The sequence below is a fragment of the uncultured Lutibacter sp. genome (genome assembly GCF_947493565.1).
GTDB lineage: Bacteria > Bacteroidota > Bacteroidia > Flavobacteriales > Flavobacteriaceae > Lutibacter > Lutibacter aestuarii.
Genome location: NZ_CANLRG010000005.1, coordinates 77,362 through 97,245 on the forward strand (window position 1 = coordinate 77,362; position 19,884 = coordinate 97,245).

A 19,884-nucleotide genomic window follows, 5' to 3' on the forward strand; every position below is an offset into this window, starting at 1 on the left:
ATTTAAACCCTGTTGATGAAACGTCAGTTTTTAGGCATATTTTTTTACTTATTATATTTATTGGCTATGGTTCGTCCAGTAATGCCAATTATTGAGTATTATGCAAACTACGAATATATTGCAACAGTGCTTTGTGAAAACAAAGACAAACCTTATTTAGAATGTAATGGAAAATGTTATTTAGAAAAACAGCTAAAAGAGGTTGATCATACCAACCACGATCATAAATCTACAGTTCCAGGAATTGAGTTAAAAGATTACCCGATAAGCCCTTTAAATGAATTTTCTTACAGTTTTAAAGAACAACAATTAATAGTTACTAAAAGTATAGATGTTTATAAAAACACTTCTCAAAACTTTTTAAATACTATTTTTAAGCCTCCAAGAAACCTTTCTTAATTTTTTACATCACTTTTTATTATTTCGAATTATTTTGAAGTTTTATGAACAAATAAATACTTCCGATACTTCGTAAACATTTTACATTAAATTTTTAAAACATACTAGAGAGTATGTTGGAAATAATTTATAGTAGAGTGGTGTAATTGTATACTTAAATGAAAAACTATTCAATTAACGATAAATTAATTGAAAAAACTATTGCAATTATTTTAAAAATTGAAAAAAACTAATGAAAAATAAATTACTACTTAGCTTTATTGTTTTACTAACAACGGTGTTTTCTTATGCACAATCAACTAAAATAAAAGGGAAAATTGTTGAAGAAAATACAAATAATCCAATTGAATATGTAACTATCAGAGTTTTAAAAAATAATGTTTTTGCTACTTCAAAAAACAATGGAGAGTTTTTGATAAATGCTGAAATTGGAGATAAAATTGAAATTACACACATAAGCTATAAAAAAGTTATAGTACCATTACAAAATAATATGGTAATAAAACTAGCCTTGGCTCAAATTGAATTAAATGAAATATTGGTAGCAGCAAACCCACTGCAAGATATAGCACAATCTACTGTAATAAATGATGCGGAAAAAAGAATAAGTCAACCTAGAAGTGTGGGGCATTTGTTTAAAGATATTAAAGGTTTTGGTATCACTAAAAAAGGAGCTTATGCCTCGGAGCCAGTGTTTCGTTCGTTTAAATATGAGCAGTTAAATGTTCAATATGATGGAGGTATGAAAGTACTGAATGCCTGTCCGAATAGAATGGATCCTATAACCACACACGTTATCCCAGAAGAAATTGAAAAAATTGAAATTGTAAAAGGACCTTTTACAGTTCGCTTTGGACAAAACTTTGGAGGTATTATTAATTTAGTATCTAAAAATCCAACCAAAGAACAAATTGGATTTCATGCAAGTGTTGAAGGTGGTTATGAAACCAATGGAAATAATTTAGTAAGTGGTGCTTCGGCATTATATGTAGCAAAAAAATTCGATATTCATTTAAATGGTTCGTATAGAGATTTTGGTGATTATGAAGATGGAAACGGAACAGAAGTTCCTTCATCTTTTAAAACAACAGATTATTCTTTAAAAATTGGGTTTAATCCAACCGAACAACAACGTTTGCAATTAAGCTGGAGACAATCCTTTGGAAGAGATATTGACCATGCAGGTTTGGCAATGGATTCACCATATGATGATAGCTATTTAGCAGGAATAGATTATAAAATGAAAGAAATTTCTGAAAAAATTAATAGCTTTTCTGTAAAAGCATTTTATTCGTACGTAGATCATTTAATGACCAATGAAAATAGACCTAATTTTAAAATGGTTGATGCACAATCACCAGTAGAATCTTGGACTTATGGAGGAAAAGCTGAATTGGTGATAACTCCTTCAAATACTACCAGAATTTATACAGGAATTGATGCAAACTTAATAGATAGAAAGGGTGATAGAACACGAATAGTGAAAATGATGAATGGTATGATATTACCAACTCCTAAAACTTTTACGGATAAAATATGGCAAGATGCTAGTTTAAATGATGTTGGAATTTTTGCTGAAGGAAAATTCAAGCTATCGGATTTTACAACGATTACTACAGGAATTAGAGCCGATTTTATTTCTACCTCTTTAAATGATGCTGCAGCAGATTTTGAAGAATTATATGGTGGAACTATTGGTGATGTAACAGAAACTAATATAAGCGCTAACGCTTCTGTAAAACACCAAAAAAACGGATTTCAAACGCAGCTAGCCATTGGTAGAGGAGTAAGAACAGCTTCTATGGTTGAACGTTATATTAACCATTTTACTGTAGGAGTAGATCCTTATGAATATGTGGGAAATCCAAATTTAAAACCTGAAGTAAATACTCAACTAGAACTTTCTTTTTTAAAAAGTTTTAAAACTATTGAATTAGGCGCTTCAGTTTTTCATTCTTTTTTAACAGATTATATTTCTGCATTTGTTAATACTTCAATACCAAGAAAATTTATGTCAACAACTCCTCCGGTATATGCAAAACAGTTTATAAATATAGATAAAGCTTCTCAAACTGGTTTTGAATTTTCTTTCAATGTAAAGGCTTCAGAGCGTTTATCCTTTACTTCTGACATTTCTTTTACAAGTGCTCAAAATAAAGATTTTGACGAACCTTTGGCACATATTCCTCCATTTATGGCAAATTTAGGAGCTAAATATGAAGGTACATTATATTGGCTAGCACTAAGCTCTCGTTTGGTAGCTAAGCAAAGCAGAGTGTCAGAAACTTTTATGGAAGAAGAAACCCCAGGTTTTGGAACATTAGATGTTAGAGCGGGTATTGAGCCCTTTAAAGGTTTTTCTATAGGATTTGCAGTGCTAAACATTTTTGATAAAACGTATTATGAACATTTGAATTTTTCTTATAACAATTCAAATACTCTTGCAGGTAATATTTATGAACCTGGTAGAAATTTTACAACGTATTTTAAGTATCAGTTCTAATATTAGAAGATACTTATTTGTTTGTTTGTTAACCACAGAAAGAAAGCTTTCTGTGGTTTTTTGTTTATTTATAGGAATTAAAATTAAATAAATTTAAAATGGTTGAAATATATTTTTTAAATTGCAGTAAACCAATTAAAAACCACCCATACAATGAAAATATCATATTTAGGACATGCAAGTTTAAGTATTGAAACAAAAGATAAAACCCTTATAGTAGACCCTTTTATTACAGCAAATGAGTTGGCCTCAACCATAGATATTAATAAATTACAGGCAGATTATATTCTAATTACTCATGCGCACCAAGATCATATATTGGATGTTGAAGCAATAGCAAAACGAACAGGAGCCAAAATAATTTCTAATTATGAGATTGTTACTTATTTTGAACATAAAGGCATTGAAGGACACCCAATGAATCATGGGGGAAAATGGAATTTTGATTTTGGTACAGTTCATTATACAAATGCCATTCATTCAAGCTCATTCCCAGATGGAAGTTACGGAGGTCAGCCAGGGGGATTTGTAATTGAAACTGGACATCATAGAATTTACATTGCAGGTGATACGTCTTTAACCTACGATATGAAGTTAATACCTGATGTTATTGGAGATTTAGATTTGGCAGTTTTACCTATTGGAGATAATTTTACAATGGGTATTGATGAAGCTATTAAAGCGAGTAAATTTTTAAATTGTAATAAAGTTTTAGGATATCATTTTGATACGTTTGGTTATATAAAAATTAACCACAAAGAAGCTTTTGAAAAGTTTGCAAAGTCTAAAAAAGAGTTGTATTTATTACCAATAGGAGGAAATTTAAAAATATAAAAATTTATCAAAGTTGTGCGATGCCATTAAATAAAAACCCTAAAAAAGAATCCCAAAACTAGAGTGTTGGAAAAATAATTAATTGCTTTTAACAATAGTTATAGATGTTTTTTCTCTTGTTTTTAAACGGGTTAAAGTATTGATGTTATTTTCATCATCAATAATTTCAATTTTAGCAGTGTTTGGAGAAATTGTACCAATATTTAAAGCTTCAACTTGAACAGTAGTTGATTTAGACTTTAAAGGAATTGTAAGTTGCTTTATTTTTTTATTTACAACAAAATTTCTGAGAAAAATGGTGTCATTTATATAAATATTAATTTTATCACCATCTACTTTTCCAGCATCATAAATTTTTAATTTAACTTCAGATGAAGTTGAAAACATAGTTAAGTTTTGATTGGGTTTTAAAATATTCATTTTTAAAGTATCTAAAGTCTGAGCCACACTCACAGTTGATTTAATAGTATTATCAATACGTTTTGATTTTTGAATTACTTTGTCAATTTTTCCAGCTTTTTTTTCTATTTTTTCAATATTCTTAAGTTTAATTTCTCCATCTATACAAGTGCTTCCATCACTGTACAGTCCTCTAAATTCACCTTCTATATTTTTTTTTGAATTTACATTGAGTACTTTCCCTTCAAAGTGTATGTAACAAAAATCATAGTCAGAGATTTCAGATTTAGTATAAATAATTCCAATTTCTTTAAATGACATCATATTGGTTTTATTGTTGTATGTGCCTGTAATATTGGATTTAGTCTCGTGATCACCACCAATATCAGTAATTGAATATCCAGATATTAAATTATTATTTTCAAATAAATTTAATCTGTAGGATATAAAAGAAGAGTCGTTTAATTTAATAACCCCTAAATATTCTTGTTCATTTTGTGCATAAATAGTTTTATTAAAAAGTAATAAGGTTAAAATTAAAATAAAGGATGTACTCTTTTTAGGCATTTTTTATTAGATTTGATTACAAATTTAAATTTAAAAGTTATGAAATTAAAAATTATTTTATCAATAGTGTCTCTATTATTGATGACAAGTTTTAGTTATGCTTCTTTTCCAGTTAAAAGAGTTTCAACATTTGATACCTCTACACAAGTTAATAAAACTTCAGTAGCAGAAGTGTTAGTTTCTCCAGCTGCTGCTGGCTCAGAAAAAAGTCAAGGTATTGCATTGTTATTAGGTATTTTTTTAGGAGGTTTAGCTGGACATAAGTGGTATTTAGGAAATCCTTGGTATATTAATGTACTTTTTATAATTACGCTAGGAGGTCTTGGAATTTGGTGGATAATTGATATGATTAGAATTATAACTGGAGATTATAAGCCTCATAATGGAAGCTATAAAGCAGATTTCTTTTAGAAAAAACTCAAATTTATAAATGGAAAGAGAAGTATTAACTTCTCTTTTTTTATTCAATTTTTTTAGATTTAGATGATAGCCATTCTTTTCGTAAATCATCTGATACTAATCCTGTACCATCATGTTTCCATCCAGGAGGTTTTATAAAATACTTTAGCTTATTTAAAAAAGTTGTTTGAGCGGAAAAAGCATCTTTAAAAACAGCAATCCATTCATGAAAAGCAATTTTTAAAGGATTAAAAGTAGTTATGTTTGAAGTTAATCCATAAATTACTTTTTCATCATTAAGTTCTGGTTGAAATGTTCCAAAAAGTTTATCCCAAATAATAAATATTCCTGCATGATTTCGATCTAAGTACAATGGATTACTTCCGTGATGCACTCTGTGGTGAGATGGAGTATTAAAAATAGCTTCAAACCATTTTGGCATTTTGTGTATTAACTCTGTATGAATCCAGTATTGATATAGCAAACTTATACTCATCTGTGTAAAAATCATCAAAGGATGAAAACCTAAAAAAGGTAATGCGATATAAAATATAAAACTAAAAAAACCACCAGTCCAAGTTTGACGCAAAGCGGTACTTAAATTGTATTTTTGAGAAGAATGGTGTACAATGTGTGAAGCCCAAAAAAATCTGCTTTCATGTCCAATTCTATGTGACCAATAATAAAAAAAATCATCAGCAAATAAGATTAGTAACCAAGCCCACCATACAAAAGGAATGGTTGTAATTCTGAAATTTTCATATAAAAAAGTAATAATAAAAGCAACTAATAATTTACTTAATAAATTAGAAACTACGTTACCAATACCCATAGATAAAGAAGCTAACGTATCTTTAATTTGGTATGTCTTAGGATCTTTTTTAAACAATATAATTCCTTCAAAAATAACAGTGACTATAAAAAAAGGAATTGCGTAATAAATTAAATTAGGTATGTGTGGAACTTCCATTTTTATGATTATTATGTACCAATATAAAATAAATTTTTAAATATTTGTATCTTTCAATTTTTAAAAGAAATGAAGGCAACATATCAAAAATATACGTTGATTTTTAAACAAGCAAGTGGAACTTCTAGAGGGGTGTTAAAAACAAAGGAAACGTATTTTTTAAAATTATATGAGGATACTAAAATAGGAATAGGTGAGTGCGGTTTATTTAAAGGTTTAAGCGCTGATGATAAACCAGATTATGAAGAAAAATTAAAATGGCTTTGCAATAACATCAATCATAATATTGAAGAATTGTTGCTGAAGTTAAAAGAGTACCCTTCCATTCAATTCGGATTAGAACAAGCGTATCTGTCATTAAAAAGCTTAAATTCTTTTGAATTGTTTCCATCTAAATTTACTCAAACAAAAGACTCCATTTGTATCAATGGATTAATTTGGATGGGAAGTGAAGCTTTTATGAAACAACAAATTAAAGAAAAGTTAGAAGTGGGATTTTCTACTATAAAAATGAAAATTGGTGCTATTGACTTTAATTCTGAGTTGTCACTCTTAAAAAGTATTCGTGATGAGTTTAATCCGAAAGAGATTACGTTAAGAGTTGATGCAAATGGTGCTTTTAAGCCAAATGAAGCTTTGGAAAAATTAAAAAAACTGTCAGAGTTTCAAATTCATTCAATAGAGCAACCAATTCAACAAGGTCAGCCATATGAAATGGCAAATTTATGTTCAAAATCACCAATACCAATTGCTTTAGATGAAGAGTTAATAGGCGTTTTTGATGTAACAAGAAAGCAAGAATTACTACAAATAATACAGCCGAAATATATAATTTTAAAACCTAGTTTGGTAGGTGGTTTTAGAGGAAGTGAAAAATGGATAAATTTAGCCGAAAAAAGTAATATAGGTTGGTGGATAACATCAGCATTGGAGAGTAATATAGGATTAAATGCCATAGCTCAATGGACTTATAATTTAGGAAATAAAATTCCACAAGGTTTAGGTACTGGAAGTTTATTTACAAATAATTTTGAAAGTCCGTTAGAAGTAAAAAAGGGACATTTGTTTTATAATAATAGTTTAAAATGGAAATATAATTTAGAAGTATGAAATTTATACAACAAGCATATAAAGGAAATAATGAGTGGTGGGCATATTTAGTAACACTTTTTTTATTGGTTTTTGGTTGGCAATTTTTGGGTGTGATACCTTTAATTGGAACTGCATTTTTATATGCTGAAAATACACAAGAGTTTATGGATGCTGCCATAAATAATTTCACAAACTTAGGAATAGACTCAAACCTGTATTTATTGCTCATGATTTTTACTTTTTTGGGAGGTTTAATGGCGTTGTTACTAGGTGTTAAAACAATTCACAAAAGAAAAATAACAAGTTTGGTAACTAGCAGAACAAAAATTGATTGGAGTCGTATTTTTTATGCATTTGGTGTTTGGGGACTTATAGGTGTTTTAATGATAGCTATAGGTTATTATTTAGAACCAGAAAATTATGTATGGAATTTTAAACCAGTTTCATTTATACTATTAGTAATCGTTTCCTTTTTATTTTTACCAATACAAACCAGTATGGAAGAATTATTGTTTAGAGGTTATTTAATGCAAGGTTTTGGAACGTGGTTTAAAAAATCATTCGTGGCATTAATTTTAACCGCTGTTATATTTGGATTGCTACATGGTTTAAATCCTGAAGTTGAAAAATTAGGTTGGATAAGTATGGTGTATTATATTGGTACAGGTTTAGTATTGGGTGTTTTTACTTTAATGGATGAAGGCACAGAGTTAGCGCTAGGGTTTCATGCTGCGAATAATATTGTAGCAGCGGTATTAGTTACAGCTAATTGGACTGTTTTTCAGACAGATGCTTTACTTATAGATACTTCAGAACCATCTGTTGGATGGGAAATGTTTGTTCCTGTGCTAGTGCTATATCCTTTAGTGCTTATTATTTTTTCAAAAAAATATGGCTGGACAAATTGGAAAGAAAAACTATTTGGTACAGTTTTAAAACCAATTGAATTAAATGAAAACGAATTTATAGCTTAAATTAGTGTGTTGAAATCTGCCATGTTCATTCATAAATCCTTTAAAATAAATGGAGAATCTTTTTCATCAATAGAAGAATTGATTTTATTTTCAGAAGGAGTTTCTAATGAAATTGCTCAATTTCTTAAAGAGTGGTTTAACCTAGAACCATTTGTTGAAGTAAAAACTTCTGGTTCCACAGGTACTCCCAAAATTATTCAACTTCAAAAAGCACTAATGATAAATAGTGCTAAAGTGACAGGAGCATATTTCAATATAAAAGAAAATGCTAAAGTACTTTTATGTATGTCTCCAAATTTTATTGCAGGAAAAATGATGCTGGTAAGAGCTCTCACATTAGGTTGGCATTTAGATGTTGTTTCTGCAACTTCAAATCCGTTAAGGACAATTAAAAAAGTATATGATTTTTCGGCGATGGTACCTTTACAATTGCATAATTCATTACCTCAAATTAATAAAATTAAGAAATTAATTGTTGGAGGTGGAGTGGTTTCTGAAAAACTATTAAATCAACTACAAGTTATTAAAACTAATGTTTATGCAACTTATGGCATGACAGAAACTATTACCCATATTGCTGTAAAAAAATTAAATAATTTTGAAGGAAAAGAGTTAAATTTAAATGTGAAATTTAATTATATAACACTTCCAAATATTACTGTTTCAAAAGATTATAGAGGCTGTTTGGTAATTAATGCCCCTGAGGTAGCTAATGAATTAGTGATTACAAATGATTTGGTTGAACTTATATCTGAAACTGAGTTTAAGTGGTTAGGACGGTTTGATACTATTATTAATTCAGGAGGGGTTAAATTAATTCCAGAGCAAATTGAAGAAAAATTAGCATCAATTATTCAAAAGCGTTTTTTTATAACTGGAATTTCTGATCCAATATTAGGAGAAAAGTTAATTTTATTAGTTGAGGGTAAAAATGATATTTCACTTGAAAGTAAACTAAAAAAAACGACCTTACTCTCAAAGTATGAAAAGCCTAAAGAAATATATTTTATAAATGCTTTTATTGAAACTCCAACAAGTAAAATTAATAGAGTTGAAACAATGAAATTACTTAAAAATATTTACTAAAAATTTTAATTAAAATAAGAGTTTTTAAACCTATCAAACCTGCGTAAAACCAAATAGGAGTTTTAACAGTTTCTTTAAGTTCAAAATAAGCAAGTTTAGTAAGTTTAGGCATTGTTTCTAAATTGTATTCCTTAGCACAATCATTACAAATAGATTTTCCATATTTACCACTTGACAAAAATGGAATATGAAATAGATGTTTATAAATTCCAATGACTGAAATTTTGGTAGTATTTATAGCATTACAATTAGGACAAATTACATCTTTTGATGTTTCATTTTTTAATTCTGAAGTTTTTTTACCCAATAAAAACATAGATAAGAATTACATTTCCATAGAATGATACACATTTTGTACATCATCATCTTCTTCTAAACGTTCTAATAATTTTTCAACATCAACTTGTTGATCTTCATTTAGCTTAGTTGTGGTAGTAGGTATACGTTCAAAGCCTGAAGATAAAATTTCTAAATTATTTTCTTCTAAAAACTTTTGAATAGCACCAAATTGTTCAAAAGGAGCATAAATTAAAATTCCATCTTCATCTTCAAAAACTTCTTCAACTTCAAAATCGATTAATTCTAGCTCAAATTCTTCCAAATCCATGGTTAAATCTTCTGCTTTTACTCTAAAATTACAAGTATGGTCAAACATAAAGGCTACTGAACCAGAAGTTCCCATATTTCCATCACATTTATTAAAGGCAGCTCTTACATTTGCAACAGTTCGATTATTGTTATCAGTTGCAGTTTCAACTAAAATTGCCACTCCATGAGGTGCATAGCCTTCAAATAGTACTTCTTTGTAATTAGCGGTGTCTTTATCACTTGCTTTTTTTATAGCACGTTCAACATTATCTTTAGGCATATTAGCTGCCTTTGCATTTTGAATTACTGCTCTTAAACGCGCGTTGGTATCTGGATTAGGACCTCCTTCTTTAACTGCCATCACAATATCTTTACCAATGCGTGTAAAGGTTTTTGCCATAGCTGACCAACGTTTCATTTTACGTGCTTTTCTAAATTCAAAGGCTCTTCCCATAAGTACTTTATATTTTTAGTGATGCAAATGTATATATTACCAATTATTTTTACAATTTTTTAAACTTGAATAATTCCCAAATTGAATGGTTTTTCTATTGGGGCGTGATTGGCAGCTTCAATTCCCATGCTAATCCATTTTCTTGTCTCAAGTGGATTAATTATGGCATCGGTCCATAAATGTGCTGCAGCATAATAAGGAGACGTTTGTGCGTCGTACCTTTTTTTAATCGATTTTAAAATTTCTTCTTCTTTTTCTTTGGTTATTTTTTCTCCTTGCTTTTTAAGTGAAGCGGTTTCAATTTGTAATAAAACTTTTGCGGCTTGTTCTCCTCCCATAACAGCTAATCTAGCAGATGGCCATGCAACAATTAATCTAGGGTCATAAGCTTTACCACACATTGCATAGTTTCCAGCACCATAGGAGTTCCCAATAATAATGGTAAATTTAGGAACCACAGAATTACTTACTGCATTTACCATTTTGGCACCGTCTTTAATAATTCCTCCATGCTCACTTTTACTACCCACCATAAATCCTGTAACATCTTGTAAAAATACCAATGGAATTTTTTTCTGATTACAATTGGCTATAAACCGAGTGGCTTTGTCCGCAGAATCTGAATAAATAACACCTCCAAATTGCATTTCTTTTTTAGCATTTTTTATGACTGTACGTTGATTGGCAACAATACCTACAGCCCAACCATCAATTCGAGCATAAGCACAAACAATAGTTTTACCATATTCTTTTTTATATTCTTCAAATTCTGAATTATCTACCAATCGTTCAATAATGGCACGAATTTCATATTGATCAGTTCTTAATTTAGGCAAAATTCCAAAAATCTCTTCAGGATTTTCAATCGGAGGTTTAGTTTCACGTCTGTTAAATCCCGCTTTGTCGTAATCCCCTATTTTATCAACAATAGTTCTAATTTTATCAAGAGCATCTTTATCATCAATGGCTTTGTAATCAGTAACACCACTAATTTCACAATGTGTTGTAGCCCCACCTAATGTTTCATTATCTATGTTTTCGCCTATAGCGGCTTTTACTAAATAGCTTCCTGCTAAAAAAATACTACCAGTTTTGTCAACAATCATTGCTTCATCGCTCATTATAGGTAGGTAAGCACCACCAGCTACACAACTCCCCATCACTGCTGAAATTTGTGTAATTCCCATACTACTCATTACAGCATTGTTTCTAAATATGCGTCCAAAATGTTCTTTATCTGGAAAAATTTCATCTTGCATAGGTAAATAAACTCCTGCACTATCAACTAAATAAATTATGGGAAGTTTATTTTCAATTGCAATTTCTTGAGCCCGTAAATTCTTTTTCCCTGTAATTGGAAACCAAGCACCTGCTTTAACGGTAGCATCATTGGCTACAGCAATACATTGTTTACCTTTTATATACCCAATTTTTACAATTACTCCACCAGATGGACAACCTCCGTGTTCAGAATACATGCCTTCTCCAGCCAAAGCACCAATTTCTAGGGTTTCAGAATTTTTATCAAAAAGATAATCAATACGTTCTCTAGCTGTTAGTTTACCTTTTTCTTTATGTTTTAATATGCGTTGTTCTCCACCACCTTTATATACTTTTAGTAGTTTTAGTTTTAACTCCGCTATTTGCAGCTTATTATGATCTTCGTTTTTATTGAAGTTGATGTCCATTTATAATGAGTTTGATAGGTGCTAAAGTACAAAATGAATGTTAAACATTGTTGAATAGGTACCTGGAAAATAAATACCTAGGTAAATAATAAAAATTTATTGTATATTTGTCAAAAATTAAAATATAAAAAATGAATTTAAATAAAATTATTTACTGGGTTAGTACTACACTATTAGGAGTTTTATTATTAATGTCAGCAGGAATGTATATCTTTAATTATTTAGCCATTGAAGAAGCATTTAAAAGCTTTGGTTATCCTACATATTTAATATATCCTTTAGCAATAGCAAAAACTACAGCGGTTTTAGTATTAGTTATTCAAAAGCAATCAATAATTAAAGAATGGGTGTATTCAGCATTGTTTTTTGAAATAGTTTTAGCTTTTTTTGCTCATTTTATGATTGGAGATGGTGAGCAAACAGCGGCTGTTATTGCAATGGCGTTGTTAATTTTATCTTATATATTTGGAAAAAGAACCTTTAAAAATTCAATAGTTTAAATGAAAAATATAATAACATTAGGAGGAAGCTCGAGTAGAAATTCAATTAATAAGCAACTTGCTGAGTATGTTGGAGAATTAGTAAATAACGTTACTTTAATAAAAATTGATTTAAATAAATTTGAAATGCCGTTATTTTCGGTAGATATTGAAGCAAAACAAGGTTTTTCAGAAGGCACTAAAAAATTAAATGAATTATTTGAAAAAGCCGATGGCTTTATCATTTCATTAGCTGAACATAATGGAGCTTATTCTGCAGCATTTAAAAATACATTTGATTGGCTCTCAAGAGTTGAGGCTAAGGTGTTTAGAAATAAACCTCTAATTTTGCTTAGTACTTCTCCAGGAGTTAGAGGAGGTCAATCAGTTTTAGAAATTGCCTTGAACAGGTTTCCTTATCATAACGCTAATATTGTTGGAAGTTTGGCATTTCCTTCATTTAATGAAAATTTTAATAACGGTCAAGTTACCAATATGGAATTGAAACAAAAGTTACTATCTGTGGTTCAAAAATTTGAAAATACTATTTAGTTATGGGTGATATTGCTAAAGATATAAATTCGAAGTTTCCAAACGAAAAAATAAAGGCTTTAATAAATATAAAATATACTGCAAACTGGTTAGATGGTTGTGGGAATGAAATATTAAAACCTTATAAAATATCTGTTCAGCAATATAATATTTTACGAATTTTAAGAGGAGCCAAAAGGGCCATTACAGTAACTACAGTTAAAGAAAGAATGGTACAAAAATCACCTAACTCTACTCGTTTAATGGATAAATTATGCGATAAAAATTTAATTGAACGCACACGCTGTGAAAACGATAGAAGAGTGGTTTATGTTAAAATCTCAAAAAGTGGATTAGAACTTTTGGAAAAAATAAATAATTCTGAATTTGATAATCAAATGAAAAATTTAACCGAAAGTGAAGCAAAAAAATTGAATTCACTTCTAGATAAAATTAGATAAATGGAAAAAAATATATACAGAGCAAGTGAAAGAGGTACGGCAGATTATGGATGGTTAAAAGCAAATTATTCCTTTAGTTTTGCTAATTATTACCATCCAGAAAAAGTGAATTTTGGTGCTTTAAGAGTTTTAAATGACGATATTATTGAAGGAGGAATGGGATTTGGAACCCACCCTCATGAAAATATGGAAATAATTACCATTCCTCTAAAAGGAAGTTTGAAACATAGAGATTCTATGAGTAATACTTGGATTTCTATTAAAACTGGAGAGGTACAAGTTATGAGTGCTGGAAGTGGAATTATGCACTCTGAAATGAATAATTTACCAAATGAAAGCATTAATTTATTTCAAATATGGATTGTTCCAAACAAACAAAACGCAACTCCAAGATATGATCAAAAAGCGTTTAGCGCATTAGAAAGAGCTGATAAGTTACAAGTATTGGTTTCTTCAATTGATGAAGAGTTAAAAGATTCTTTAAAAATTCATCAAAATGCACAAATTTCAAGAATAGATTTAAGTAAAGGTAAAGAGTTCACATATCAACTTAAATCAAAAAACAATGGAGTATATCTAATGGTTATTGATGGTGAAATTACAGTAGATAACACTTTTTTATCTAAAAGAGATGCTATTGGTGTATATCAAACATTACAATTTTCAATACACTCTCAAACAGCATCTGAATTACTTTTTATTGAAGTACCGATGCAGTTTTAATAAAAATGATTTTTCATTAAATTATAGTTTAGAAAAATTTAACCGAAGTAGTTTAATTTTAACATACAATCAGTTTATTTTTTTAATATAGCACCCTTTTAATAGCGGGTGTTTTTTATGAAATTCATTTTAAAATTACGATATTTGCAAACTGCTCATTAAATGGGAATTTAAAAAAATAAGAAAGATTTATAAAAATGAATAAAAATACAGTATTAGCTTGGGCAACAGCCATAATGATAATTGTTGGAGTAATTTTAATTGGGTTAGGAGCTTTTAGGTACAACGAAATAGCAGGTTGGGGATTTGCAGCAGTTGGTATAGGTTTTTTTGCAATTGCTTGGGTATTTAATGCTTTAAAGGGTAGAGTTTAGTGCATTCAACTCTTTAAACTAAAATTTAAATAATAATTAAAAACATAAAAAATGTCAGACGATAAGAAAGTTATCTTTTCAATGTCAGGTGTTAGTAAAACCTATCAAGGAGCTAATAAACAGGTTTTAAAAGATATTTACTTAAGCTTCTTTTATGGAGCCAAAATTGGAATTTTAGGATTAAACGGATCTGGTAAATCTACATTGTTAAAGATTATTGCCGGAATTGAAAAAAATTATCAAGGAGACGTTGTTTTTGCTCCAGGATATTCTGTAGGATATTTATCTCAAGAGCCTCAGTTAGATGATTCTAAAACAGTGTTAGATATTGTAAAAGAAGGTGTTGCAGAAACCGTTGCTATTTTAGACGAATACAACAAAATAAACGATATGTTTGGTTTGGAAGAAGTGTATTCAGATGCTGAAAAAATTGATAAATTAATGGCACAACAAGCTGTGCTTCAGGATAAAATTGATGCTGCCAATGCTTGGGAGTTAGACACAAAACTGGAGATTGCTATGGATGCATTAAGAACTCCAGATGGTGATACCCCTATAAAGCACTTGTCTGGTGGTGAACGAAGAAGAGTAGCTTTGTGCAGATTATTATTACAAGAACCAGATGTATTATTGTTAGATGAGCCTACAAACCACTTAGATGCAGAATCTGTACATTGGTTAGAACACCATTTACAACAATATAATGGAACAGTAATTGCAGTAACTCACGACCGTTATTTCTTAGATAATGTTGCTGGCTGGATTTTAGAATTGGATCGAGGTGAAGGAATTCCTTGGAAAGGTAATTACTCTTCTTGGTTAGATCAAAAATCTAAACGTTTAGCTCAAGAATCTAAGCAAGCTTCTAAACGTCAAAAAACATTAGAAAGAGAGTTAGAGTGGGTACGGATGGCTCCAAAAGGGCGTCATGCAAAATCTAAAGCTCGTTTGGCAAATTACGATAAGTTAATGAGTCAAGATCAAGTTCAACTAGATGAAAAGTTAGAAATTTACATACCTAATGGGCCTCGTTTAGGAACAAATGTAATAGAGGCCAAAGGTGTTTCTAAAGCCTTTGGTGATAAATTATTATACGAAGATTTGAATTTTAATTTACCTCAAGCAGGAATCGTTGGTGTTATTGGACCTAATGGAGCTGGAAAAACGACCATTTTTAAAATGATTATGGGAGAAGAAACTCCTGATAAAGGAGAGTTTAAGGTTGGTGAAACCGCTAAAATAGCTTATGTGGATCAAAGCCATTCAAATATAGATCCTGAAAAAACCATTTGGCAAAATTTTTCTGATGAACAAGAGTTAATTTTAATGGGAGGAAAACAAGTGAATTCTCGCGCATATTTAAGTCGATTTAATTTTTCAGGAAGTGAACAAAATAAAAAAGTAAATACATTATCGGGAGGAGAGCGAAACCGTTTACATTTAGCGATGACATTGCGTGAAGAAGGAAATGTGTTATTGTTAGATGAGCCTACCAACGATTTGGATGTGAATACATTACGAGCTTTAGAAGAAGGTTTAGAAAATTTTGCTGGATGTGCAGTTGTAATTAGTCACGACCGTTGGTTTTTAGACAGAATTTGTACGCATATTTTAGCTTTTGAAGGAAACTCTCAAGTTTATTTCTTTGAAGGATCATTTACTGATTACGAAGAAAATAAAAAGAAACGTTTAGGAGGAGATTTAATGCCTAAACGTATTAAGTATAAAAAACTAGTTAGATAATTGAAAAAAATCCCAGAAGAAATTCTGGGATTTTTTAATAAGGTGATTTACTGACTCAAATTTAATTAAATGGCCCTATAGGATTAGATTTAAAAAATTCAATTATTTCAGTTTTTTTAAATTCTTTAATATCCATAGTAATGGTAGTAAATTGAGCAATTGAAGTACGAGCTTTCATTATTTGTTTATTTTTATTATCTAAAAATCGAAATGTAATATTCGATACTCCTTTTCCTTTGAAAATGGTTCCATACTCTAGTTTTTCTTTACAAGAAATAGGTAAAATATTATATTCTAATAAAATTGTAAGAGATGGCCGAGTCCAATGAGCACCTTTTGTCCTTACAGAACCTTTAAAACCATAACATTGTGACTTATCAGTTTTTTTGTACATAAACTCAATAGTTCCTTTCTCCGCAATTTTGTTAATCTTTTCACCATATTCAGTTCTTATCTTTTTGGAATTTTCTTCAAGAATTTTCAAGTCTTTAGCAATTTTTAAAAGTTTTTCTTCACTTGCATTTTGATCCTGTTTTAGAATTAATTCCGCCGTTTTTTGTAACTCTTTTATTTTAGTTTCATTGATTTTAATTTTACCCATGGCTTCATGAGCTAATGATATAATAGTTTGTTTGTCATCAAAACCCGAACAATTAAAATTACAGCTAGCTTCTTTTACAAATTCTTTAAATTCCCCTTGTTCATTTACAGGATAAGGTGTTCCATCTTTTTTAATGTTTTTTTTAATAAAATTAAGTTTTCTTTCATTTAGTTTAGGCTCTATTACTTCGTTTTTTGAATTAACAATTAATAATATATCTTTATTAGCTACGGCTTGTTTTTTACAGTTTTCTAATTGTTTTTTGCAGGCATCAATTTTTTCTTTTAATTTTGAATCCATAGGTATATTTTTCCCACATTCTGCACAATCTAAAAAGTAAAAATAATTAGGGCTTATTATTTCTAGTTCAATATATTCAAGAGCTCCATCCTTATTGTTACTCTGGCTAGCAACAATTATAGGTTTTTTATTTGATGGTGAGATTGCCCAAATCTGTATAGCAGAATAACCTTCCTTATTTCTCGTATCATTAGGTTCTAATTTTTCCATTAATATAGCCTCTGATTTTTTTTGCCATTGAATAGGAATGTTCGGTTCCGATTTTGCATATAATATAATTGGTTCTCCTTTCTCCCCAAAATAGCCGGTCCTAATAGTTGATGGTCCTTCAATGACTATTTTAACTTCTTTAATATGATTTTCATAATAATTTTCAGCACCATTAGCAATACTAGTTAAACCGGCTAGTAATTCTGATAATTTAGCTGAGTTTGTAATTAATGGTGCAATTTTTAGTGGATTACCCATGGGTATAAATGCTGTTGCCATAGATGCAAGAGATAATGTATCGTACATAAAGTTTTCTTTTGGAAGAACCTTTACAGTTATATCTAATAATAAAGATCCACAAACAATTGCAGCGGCTGGAATTCCTGCTCCAGTGATTATCAATCCTCCACATAATGCAGTCTGCAAGGCTGTTGAGGCATAGCCAAGTTTAGTAGCTAGGCTCATGGCATTATTTTCGAATAATATTGATGCTAAATTTGGTCCTTGCCCATTTTTTTCTTGAATAATACTTGTTGAGAATGAATCAAGGTCTTCAATCTTTGTGACGTTTTTATTTATAAAATTTCCATTGTTATCATATAATGATAACTCCGTTAAATTATTTTCTTGGACAGAAAAGTTAATTATGTATTCACTAAATACTATTCCTTTGGGTGTGTTATCATCATTGAATAATAAAGTAATAGCTTCTGAATACTCATGCTCTTTAAAAATTAGTGATTTAACAGACGTCTTATTTTCTGACAAATTATATCCTATTAAATGTCCATTTTTATGAATAGCTAATAAATCCATTTCAGGATTTCCAGTTTTTACAATTATAAAATCTTCATAAATACCGGCTTCTTTAGATTTTAAAGTTTTTGAATTGCTCGGGTCTGTATTATTTTGAGTTATAATTTTATTTTTGGAGAGCTCAAGAATTTTTTCTTTTAGAGGGTCTAAAATTTTAGCTGCCTGCTTTTTAGACATTGGTAAAGGATTATCTATCCAGTTACTATTTGACTGGTATTGTCTATTTCTTATTGAAACAGTTAATTTGTTAGCTGTTACGTTAACTTTAAATACAAATCTGTTTTTTACCATTAAAGTTCTATACGTATAAAAGCTACTTTCAGTAGTAGTTTGGTTTTTCCAAAGATGCATTTTAGGTAATTTTAAATCTTTAAATGCCTGATTTACTGAGAGTCTAGCAGTTTCTTTTTCAAGGTTTAAAATTTCTAATGTAGTATAATCTTGAGCAAACAATAGACTTTTTGAAAAGAAAAAGAGCAGTAGTATTATAATTTTACTTTTCATTGTGATAACTATTTTAGTTACTATTAAAAAAAATCCTAGAAGAAATTCTGGGATTTTTTTATAAATGTTACATTTTTATAAACCACTTACCATTCATTTTTATGAGTTTGGCATCTTCTTTTTCACTATCGCCATTTTTAAAATGTACCGTATATTTTACTTTAGCACTGTTTCCATCTTCTGAAATGGTTTCTTCATCAATAACTATATTTTTTAAACCATTTTTTTTATCAAATTCTTCTTTAGAAGCCATTCCTAATAAACCTTCCATTTTTTTTGCTTCTTCTTCTGAAAACTTTTCGCCATCATGATTTACGTATAAAGCAGCTACTTTTTTAAAATTTTTAGATTTCATTAAATCATAAGCTGTTTTTATGGTATCACTTGGAGCAGAGCCACTGCTACAGGAACTTATACTTAAAAATACTGTTGTTAAAAACAGAACGAGAAAAAATTTTAATTGTTTCATAATTGTTTTTTTATTGATTTATATTAGATAACTCTTTTAAAATGAGGTTTTTTAGTGAATTCTGAAGGGAAGATGATGGCATGATTACCAATTACATATTTTATTTTTTTTGTTTGAACATTTAAATGAATCCCTGCGTTTTGAAATGATTTTAAAATTAACTCCGTACAGTAAAGCTTGGTATTTGTTTGCAAATTGTACTCATTGTCAAAAATGTACTTTTTCTCAAAAAATGTATTTGCTTGCATCACTACATTTTTTAAAATGGTTGAATTAAAATTGGTTCTATAAATAGCAACTTTTGATGCCTTTTTTGGATTAAGGAATTCATTTAAGCGTTCTTTTTTAATAAAATTATTTTTATGAGGAACTGCATGAATTACGTATGGTATGTTATTTTCTATTTTAATTATGCCAATATGAGTAAATTCAGCATTACTATCTGTTAAATGAATGGCATAACTTTCTGTAGATCTTCCACATCTTAAAATCAAATCTCCATTTTTTACATCTTTCAATTTGATTTGTGTGATGTTTCTTTTTAAATGATTAAAATTTTTATAATTTATAGTTATAATAAAAGTACTGCTTAGTAAAATAAATACTATTATAATTACTAAAGTCGAGTATGAGCAATACTTTTTAATCATAGTAATTGATTTCGATTGAAATACTTAACAGCGATTAAATTAGTAGTAGTACTATAAAATTAGTGAGTTT

21 protein-coding genes are annotated in these 19,884 nt (G+C 29.4%); 13 read left to right on the top strand and 8 right to left on the bottom strand.

All coding sequences use genetic code 11. The annotated features are described in order from the left end of the window. The first annotated feature begins 15 nt into the window (after nt 1-15). The 3 genes from Q0714_RS07370 to Q0714_RS07380 all read left to right on the top strand — a co-directional run bounded on the left by Q0714_RS07370 (nt 16) and on the right by Q0714_RS07380 (nt 3,736). Nucleotides 16-399, top strand: coding sequence for a hypothetical protein (locus Q0714_RS07370; protein WP_298263895.1), 384 nt, complete (start codon nt 16-18; stop codon nt 397-399). A 232-nt stretch (nt 400-631) separates the two neighbouring features. Further along, nucleotides 632-2,902: a TonB-dependent receptor gene (locus tag Q0714_RS07375; RefSeq protein ID WP_298263897.1), complete on the top strand. Its 2,271-nt coding sequence runs from the start codon at nt 632-634 to the stop codon at nt 2,900-2,902. 153 nt (nt 2,903-3,055) lie between these two features. Continuing rightward, a complete protein-coding gene (locus Q0714_RS07380; protein WP_298263898.1) occupies nt 3,056-3,736 on the top strand; it encodes a metal-dependent hydrolase in 681 nt (226 codons plus the stop codon). Between the two features lie 78 nt (nt 3,737-3,814). On the opposite strand, the gene Q0714_RS07385 is transcribed toward Q0714_RS07380, so the two are convergent. Then, complete coding sequence (locus Q0714_RS07385; RefSeq protein WP_298263899.1) at nt 3,815-4,702, bottom strand: hypothetical protein; 888 nt, start codon at nt 4,700-4,702, stop codon at nt 3,815-3,817. Between the two features lie 39 nt (nt 4,703-4,741). On the opposite strand from Q0714_RS07385, the gene Q0714_RS07390 reads away from it, so the two are divergent. Next, nucleotides 4,742-5,113 carry a TM2 domain-containing protein gene (locus Q0714_RS07390; protein WP_298263900.1) on the top strand — a complete coding sequence of 124 codons (372 nt, stop codon included), beginning with the start codon at nt 4,742-4,744 and terminating at the stop codon, nt 5,111-5,113. 49 nt (nt 5,114-5,162) lie between these two features. Here Q0714_RS07390 and Q0714_RS07395 read toward each other — a convergent pair whose 3' ends face one another. Further along, the gene (locus Q0714_RS07395) at nt 5,163-6,071 is read right to left on the bottom strand and encodes a sterol desaturase family protein (protein WP_298263901.1); all 909 of its coding nucleotides are present in this window, start codon (nt 6,069-6,071) and stop codon (nt 5,163-5,165) included. 69 nt (nt 6,072-6,140) lie between these two features. Between Q0714_RS07395 and Q0714_RS07400 the strand changes: the two genes are divergently transcribed. The 3 genes from Q0714_RS07400 to Q0714_RS07410 are packed head-to-tail and all read left to right on the top strand — an operon-like array spanning nt 6,141 to nt 9,223. Further along, nucleotides 6,141-7,181 carry an o-succinylbenzoate synthase gene (locus Q0714_RS07400; RefSeq protein WP_298263902.1) on the top strand — a complete coding sequence of 347 codons (1,041 nt, stop codon included), beginning with the start codon at nt 6,141-6,143 and terminating at the stop codon, nt 7,179-7,181. Continuing rightward, nucleotides 7,178-8,137: a CPBP family intramembrane glutamic endopeptidase gene (locus tag Q0714_RS07405; protein ID WP_298263904.1), complete on the top strand. Its 960-nt coding sequence runs from the start codon at nt 7,178-7,180 to the stop codon at nt 8,135-8,137. Before Q0714_RS07400 ends, Q0714_RS07405 begins: the two co-directional genes overlap by 4 nt. 21 nt (nt 8,138-8,158) lie before the next feature. Further along, nucleotides 8,159-9,223, top strand: a complete 1,065-nt coding sequence (locus Q0714_RS07410) for an AMP-binding protein (protein WP_298263905.1) — start codon at nt 8,159-8,161, stop codon at nt 9,221-9,223. Here Q0714_RS07410 and Q0714_RS07415 read toward each other — a convergent pair. The 3 genes from Q0714_RS07415 to Q0714_RS07425 are packed head-to-tail and all read right to left on the bottom strand — an operon-like array spanning nt 9,207 to nt 11,953. After that, nucleotides 9,207-9,539 carry a hypothetical protein gene (locus Q0714_RS07415; RefSeq protein WP_298263906.1) on the bottom strand — a complete coding sequence of 111 codons (333 nt, stop codon included), beginning with the start codon at nt 9,537-9,539 and terminating at the stop codon, nt 9,207-9,209. The two genes, Q0714_RS07410 and Q0714_RS07415, sit on opposite strands and share 17 nt — an antisense overlap. Nucleotides 9,540-9,548: 9 nt before the next feature. Continuing rightward, nucleotides 9,549-10,265 carry a YebC/PmpR family DNA-binding transcriptional regulator gene (locus Q0714_RS07420; RefSeq protein WP_298263908.1) on the bottom strand — a complete coding sequence of 239 codons (717 nt, stop codon included), beginning with the start codon at nt 10,263-10,265 and terminating at the stop codon, nt 9,549-9,551. A gap of 59 nt (nt 10,266-10,324) precedes the next feature. Continuing rightward, nucleotides 10,325-11,953: an acyl-CoA carboxylase subunit beta gene (locus Q0714_RS07425; RefSeq protein ID WP_298263909.1), complete on the bottom strand. Its 1,629-nt coding sequence runs from the start codon at nt 11,951-11,953 to the stop codon at nt 10,325-10,327. A gap of 131 nt (nt 11,954-12,084) precedes the next feature. Here Q0714_RS07425 and Q0714_RS07430 point away from each other — a divergent pair, with 131 nt between their 5' ends. From Q0714_RS07430 to ettA, 6 genes are all read left to right on the top strand, one after another. Further along, nucleotides 12,085-12,453 carry a DoxX family protein gene (locus tag Q0714_RS07430; protein ID WP_298263911.1) on the top strand — a complete coding sequence of 123 codons (369 nt, stop codon included), beginning with the start codon at nt 12,085-12,087 and terminating at the stop codon, nt 12,451-12,453. Further along, nucleotides 12,454-12,984: an NADPH-dependent FMN reductase gene (locus tag Q0714_RS07435; protein ID WP_298263913.1), complete on the top strand. Its 531-nt coding sequence runs from the start codon at nt 12,454-12,456 to the stop codon at nt 12,982-12,984. 2 nt (nt 12,985-12,986) lie between these two features. Then, the gene (locus Q0714_RS07440) at nt 12,987-13,424 is read left to right on the top strand and encodes a MarR family transcriptional regulator (protein WP_298263914.1); all 438 of its coding nucleotides are present in this window, start codon (nt 12,987-12,989) and stop codon (nt 13,422-13,424) included. After that, on the top strand, nt 13,425-14,147 hold the full coding sequence (locus Q0714_RS07445) for a pirin family protein (RefSeq protein ID WP_298263916.1): 723 nt from the start codon (nt 13,425-13,427) through the stop codon (nt 14,145-14,147). 197 nt (nt 14,148-14,344) lie between these two features. Continuing rightward, nucleotides 14,345-14,521, top strand: coding sequence for a CAL67264 family membrane protein (locus Q0714_RS07450; protein ID WP_298263917.1), 177 nt, complete (start codon nt 14,345-14,347; stop codon nt 14,519-14,521). A gap of 51 nt (nt 14,522-14,572) precedes the next feature. Next, the gene (ettA, locus tag Q0714_RS07455) at nt 14,573-16,264 is read left to right on the top strand and encodes an energy-dependent translational throttle protein EttA (protein ID WP_298263918.1); all 1,692 of its coding nucleotides are present in this window, start codon (nt 14,573-14,575) and stop codon (nt 16,262-16,264) included. Between the two features lie 61 nt (nt 16,265-16,325). Here the strand turns inward: ettA and Q0714_RS07460 are convergent, their stop codons facing one another. The 3 genes from Q0714_RS07460 to Q0714_RS07470 all read right to left on the bottom strand — a co-directional run bounded on the left by Q0714_RS07460 (nt 16,326) and on the right by Q0714_RS07470 (nt 19,682). Continuing rightward, nucleotides 16,326-18,695, bottom strand: a complete 2,370-nt coding sequence (locus Q0714_RS07460; RefSeq protein ID WP_298263920.1) for a hypothetical protein — start codon at nt 18,693-18,695, stop codon at nt 16,326-16,328. 67 nt (nt 18,696-18,762) lie between these two features. Next, entirely contained in the window at nt 18,763-19,164 is a 402-nt protein-coding gene (locus Q0714_RS07465) for a DUF4878 domain-containing protein (protein WP_298263922.1), read from the bottom strand. 23 nt (nt 19,165-19,187) lie between these two features. Further along, on the bottom strand, nt 19,188-19,682 hold the full coding sequence (locus tag Q0714_RS07470; protein ID WP_298263924.1) for a YiiX/YebB-like N1pC/P60 family cysteine hydrolase: 495 nt from the start codon (nt 19,680-19,682) through the stop codon (nt 19,188-19,190). Between the last annotated feature and the right edge of the window lie 202 nt (nt 19,683-19,884).

Bases quoted from the DNA above. Each gene is read 5' to 3' on its own strand.
- Q0714_RS07375 (WP_298263897.1), top strand. From the start codon at position 632: ATGAAAAATAAATTACTACTTAGCTTTATTGTTTTACTAACAACGGTG.
- Q0714_RS07385 (WP_298263899.1), bottom strand. From the start codon at position 4,702: ATGCCTAAAAAGAGTACATCCTTTATTTTAATTTTAACCTTATTACTT.
- Q0714_RS07410 (WP_298263905.1), top strand. From the start codon at position 8,159: ATGTTCATTCATAAATCCTTTAAAATAAATGGAGAATCTTTTTCATCA.
- Q0714_RS07370 (WP_298263895.1), top strand. From the start codon at position 16: ATGAAACGTCAGTTTTTAGGCATATTTTTTTACTTATTATATTTATTG.
- Q0714_RS07445 (WP_298263916.1), top strand. From the start codon at position 13,425: ATGGAAAAAAATATATACAGAGCAAGTGAAAGAGGTACGGCAGATTAT.
- Q0714_RS07400 (WP_298263902.1), top strand. From the start codon at position 6,141: ATGAAGGCAACATATCAAAAATATACGTTGATTTTTAAACAAGCAAGT.
- Q0714_RS07440 (WP_298263914.1), top strand. From the start codon at position 12,987: ATGGGTGATATTGCTAAAGATATAAATTCGAAGTTTCCAAACGAAAAA.
- Q0714_RS07420 (WP_298263908.1), bottom strand. From the start codon at position 10,265: ATGGGAAGAGCCTTTGAATTTAGAAAAGCACGTAAAATGAAACGTTGG.
- Q0714_RS07415 (WP_298263906.1), bottom strand. From the start codon at position 9,539: ATGTTTTTATTGGGTAAAAAAACTTCAGAATTAAAAAATGAAACATCA.
- Q0714_RS07390 (WP_298263900.1), top strand. From the start codon at position 4,742: ATGAAATTAAAAATTATTTTATCAATAGTGTCTCTATTATTGATGACA.
- Q0714_RS07460 (WP_298263920.1), bottom strand. From the start codon at position 18,695: ATGAAAAGTAAAATTATAATACTACTGCTCTTTTTCTTTTCAAAAAGT.
- Q0714_RS07425 (WP_298263909.1), bottom strand. From the start codon at position 11,953: ATGGACATCAACTTCAATAAAAACGAAGATCATAATAAGCTGCAAATA.
- Q0714_RS07465 (WP_298263922.1), bottom strand. From the start codon at position 19,164: ATGAAACAATTAAAATTTTTTCTCGTTCTGTTTTTAACAACAGTATTT.
- Q0714_RS07435 (WP_298263913.1), top strand. From the start codon at position 12,454: ATGAAAAATATAATAACATTAGGAGGAAGCTCGAGTAGAAATTCAATT.
- Q0714_RS07405 (WP_298263904.1), top strand. From the start codon at position 7,178: ATGAAATTTATACAACAAGCATATAAAGGAAATAATGAGTGGTGGGCA.
- Q0714_RS07395 (WP_298263901.1), bottom strand. From the start codon at position 6,071: ATGGAAGTTCCACACATACCTAATTTAATTTATTACGCAATTCCTTTT.
- Q0714_RS07430 (WP_298263911.1), top strand. From the start codon at position 12,085: ATGAATTTAAATAAAATTATTTACTGGGTTAGTACTACACTATTAGGA.
- ettA (WP_298263918.1), top strand. From the start codon at position 14,573: ATGTCAGACGATAAGAAAGTTATCTTTTCAATGTCAGGTGTTAGTAAA.
- Q0714_RS07450 (WP_298263917.1), top strand. From the start codon at position 14,345: ATGAATAAAAATACAGTATTAGCTTGGGCAACAGCCATAATGATAATT.
- Q0714_RS07380 (WP_298263898.1), top strand. From the start codon at position 3,056: ATGAAAATATCATATTTAGGACATGCAAGTTTAAGTATTGAAACAAAA.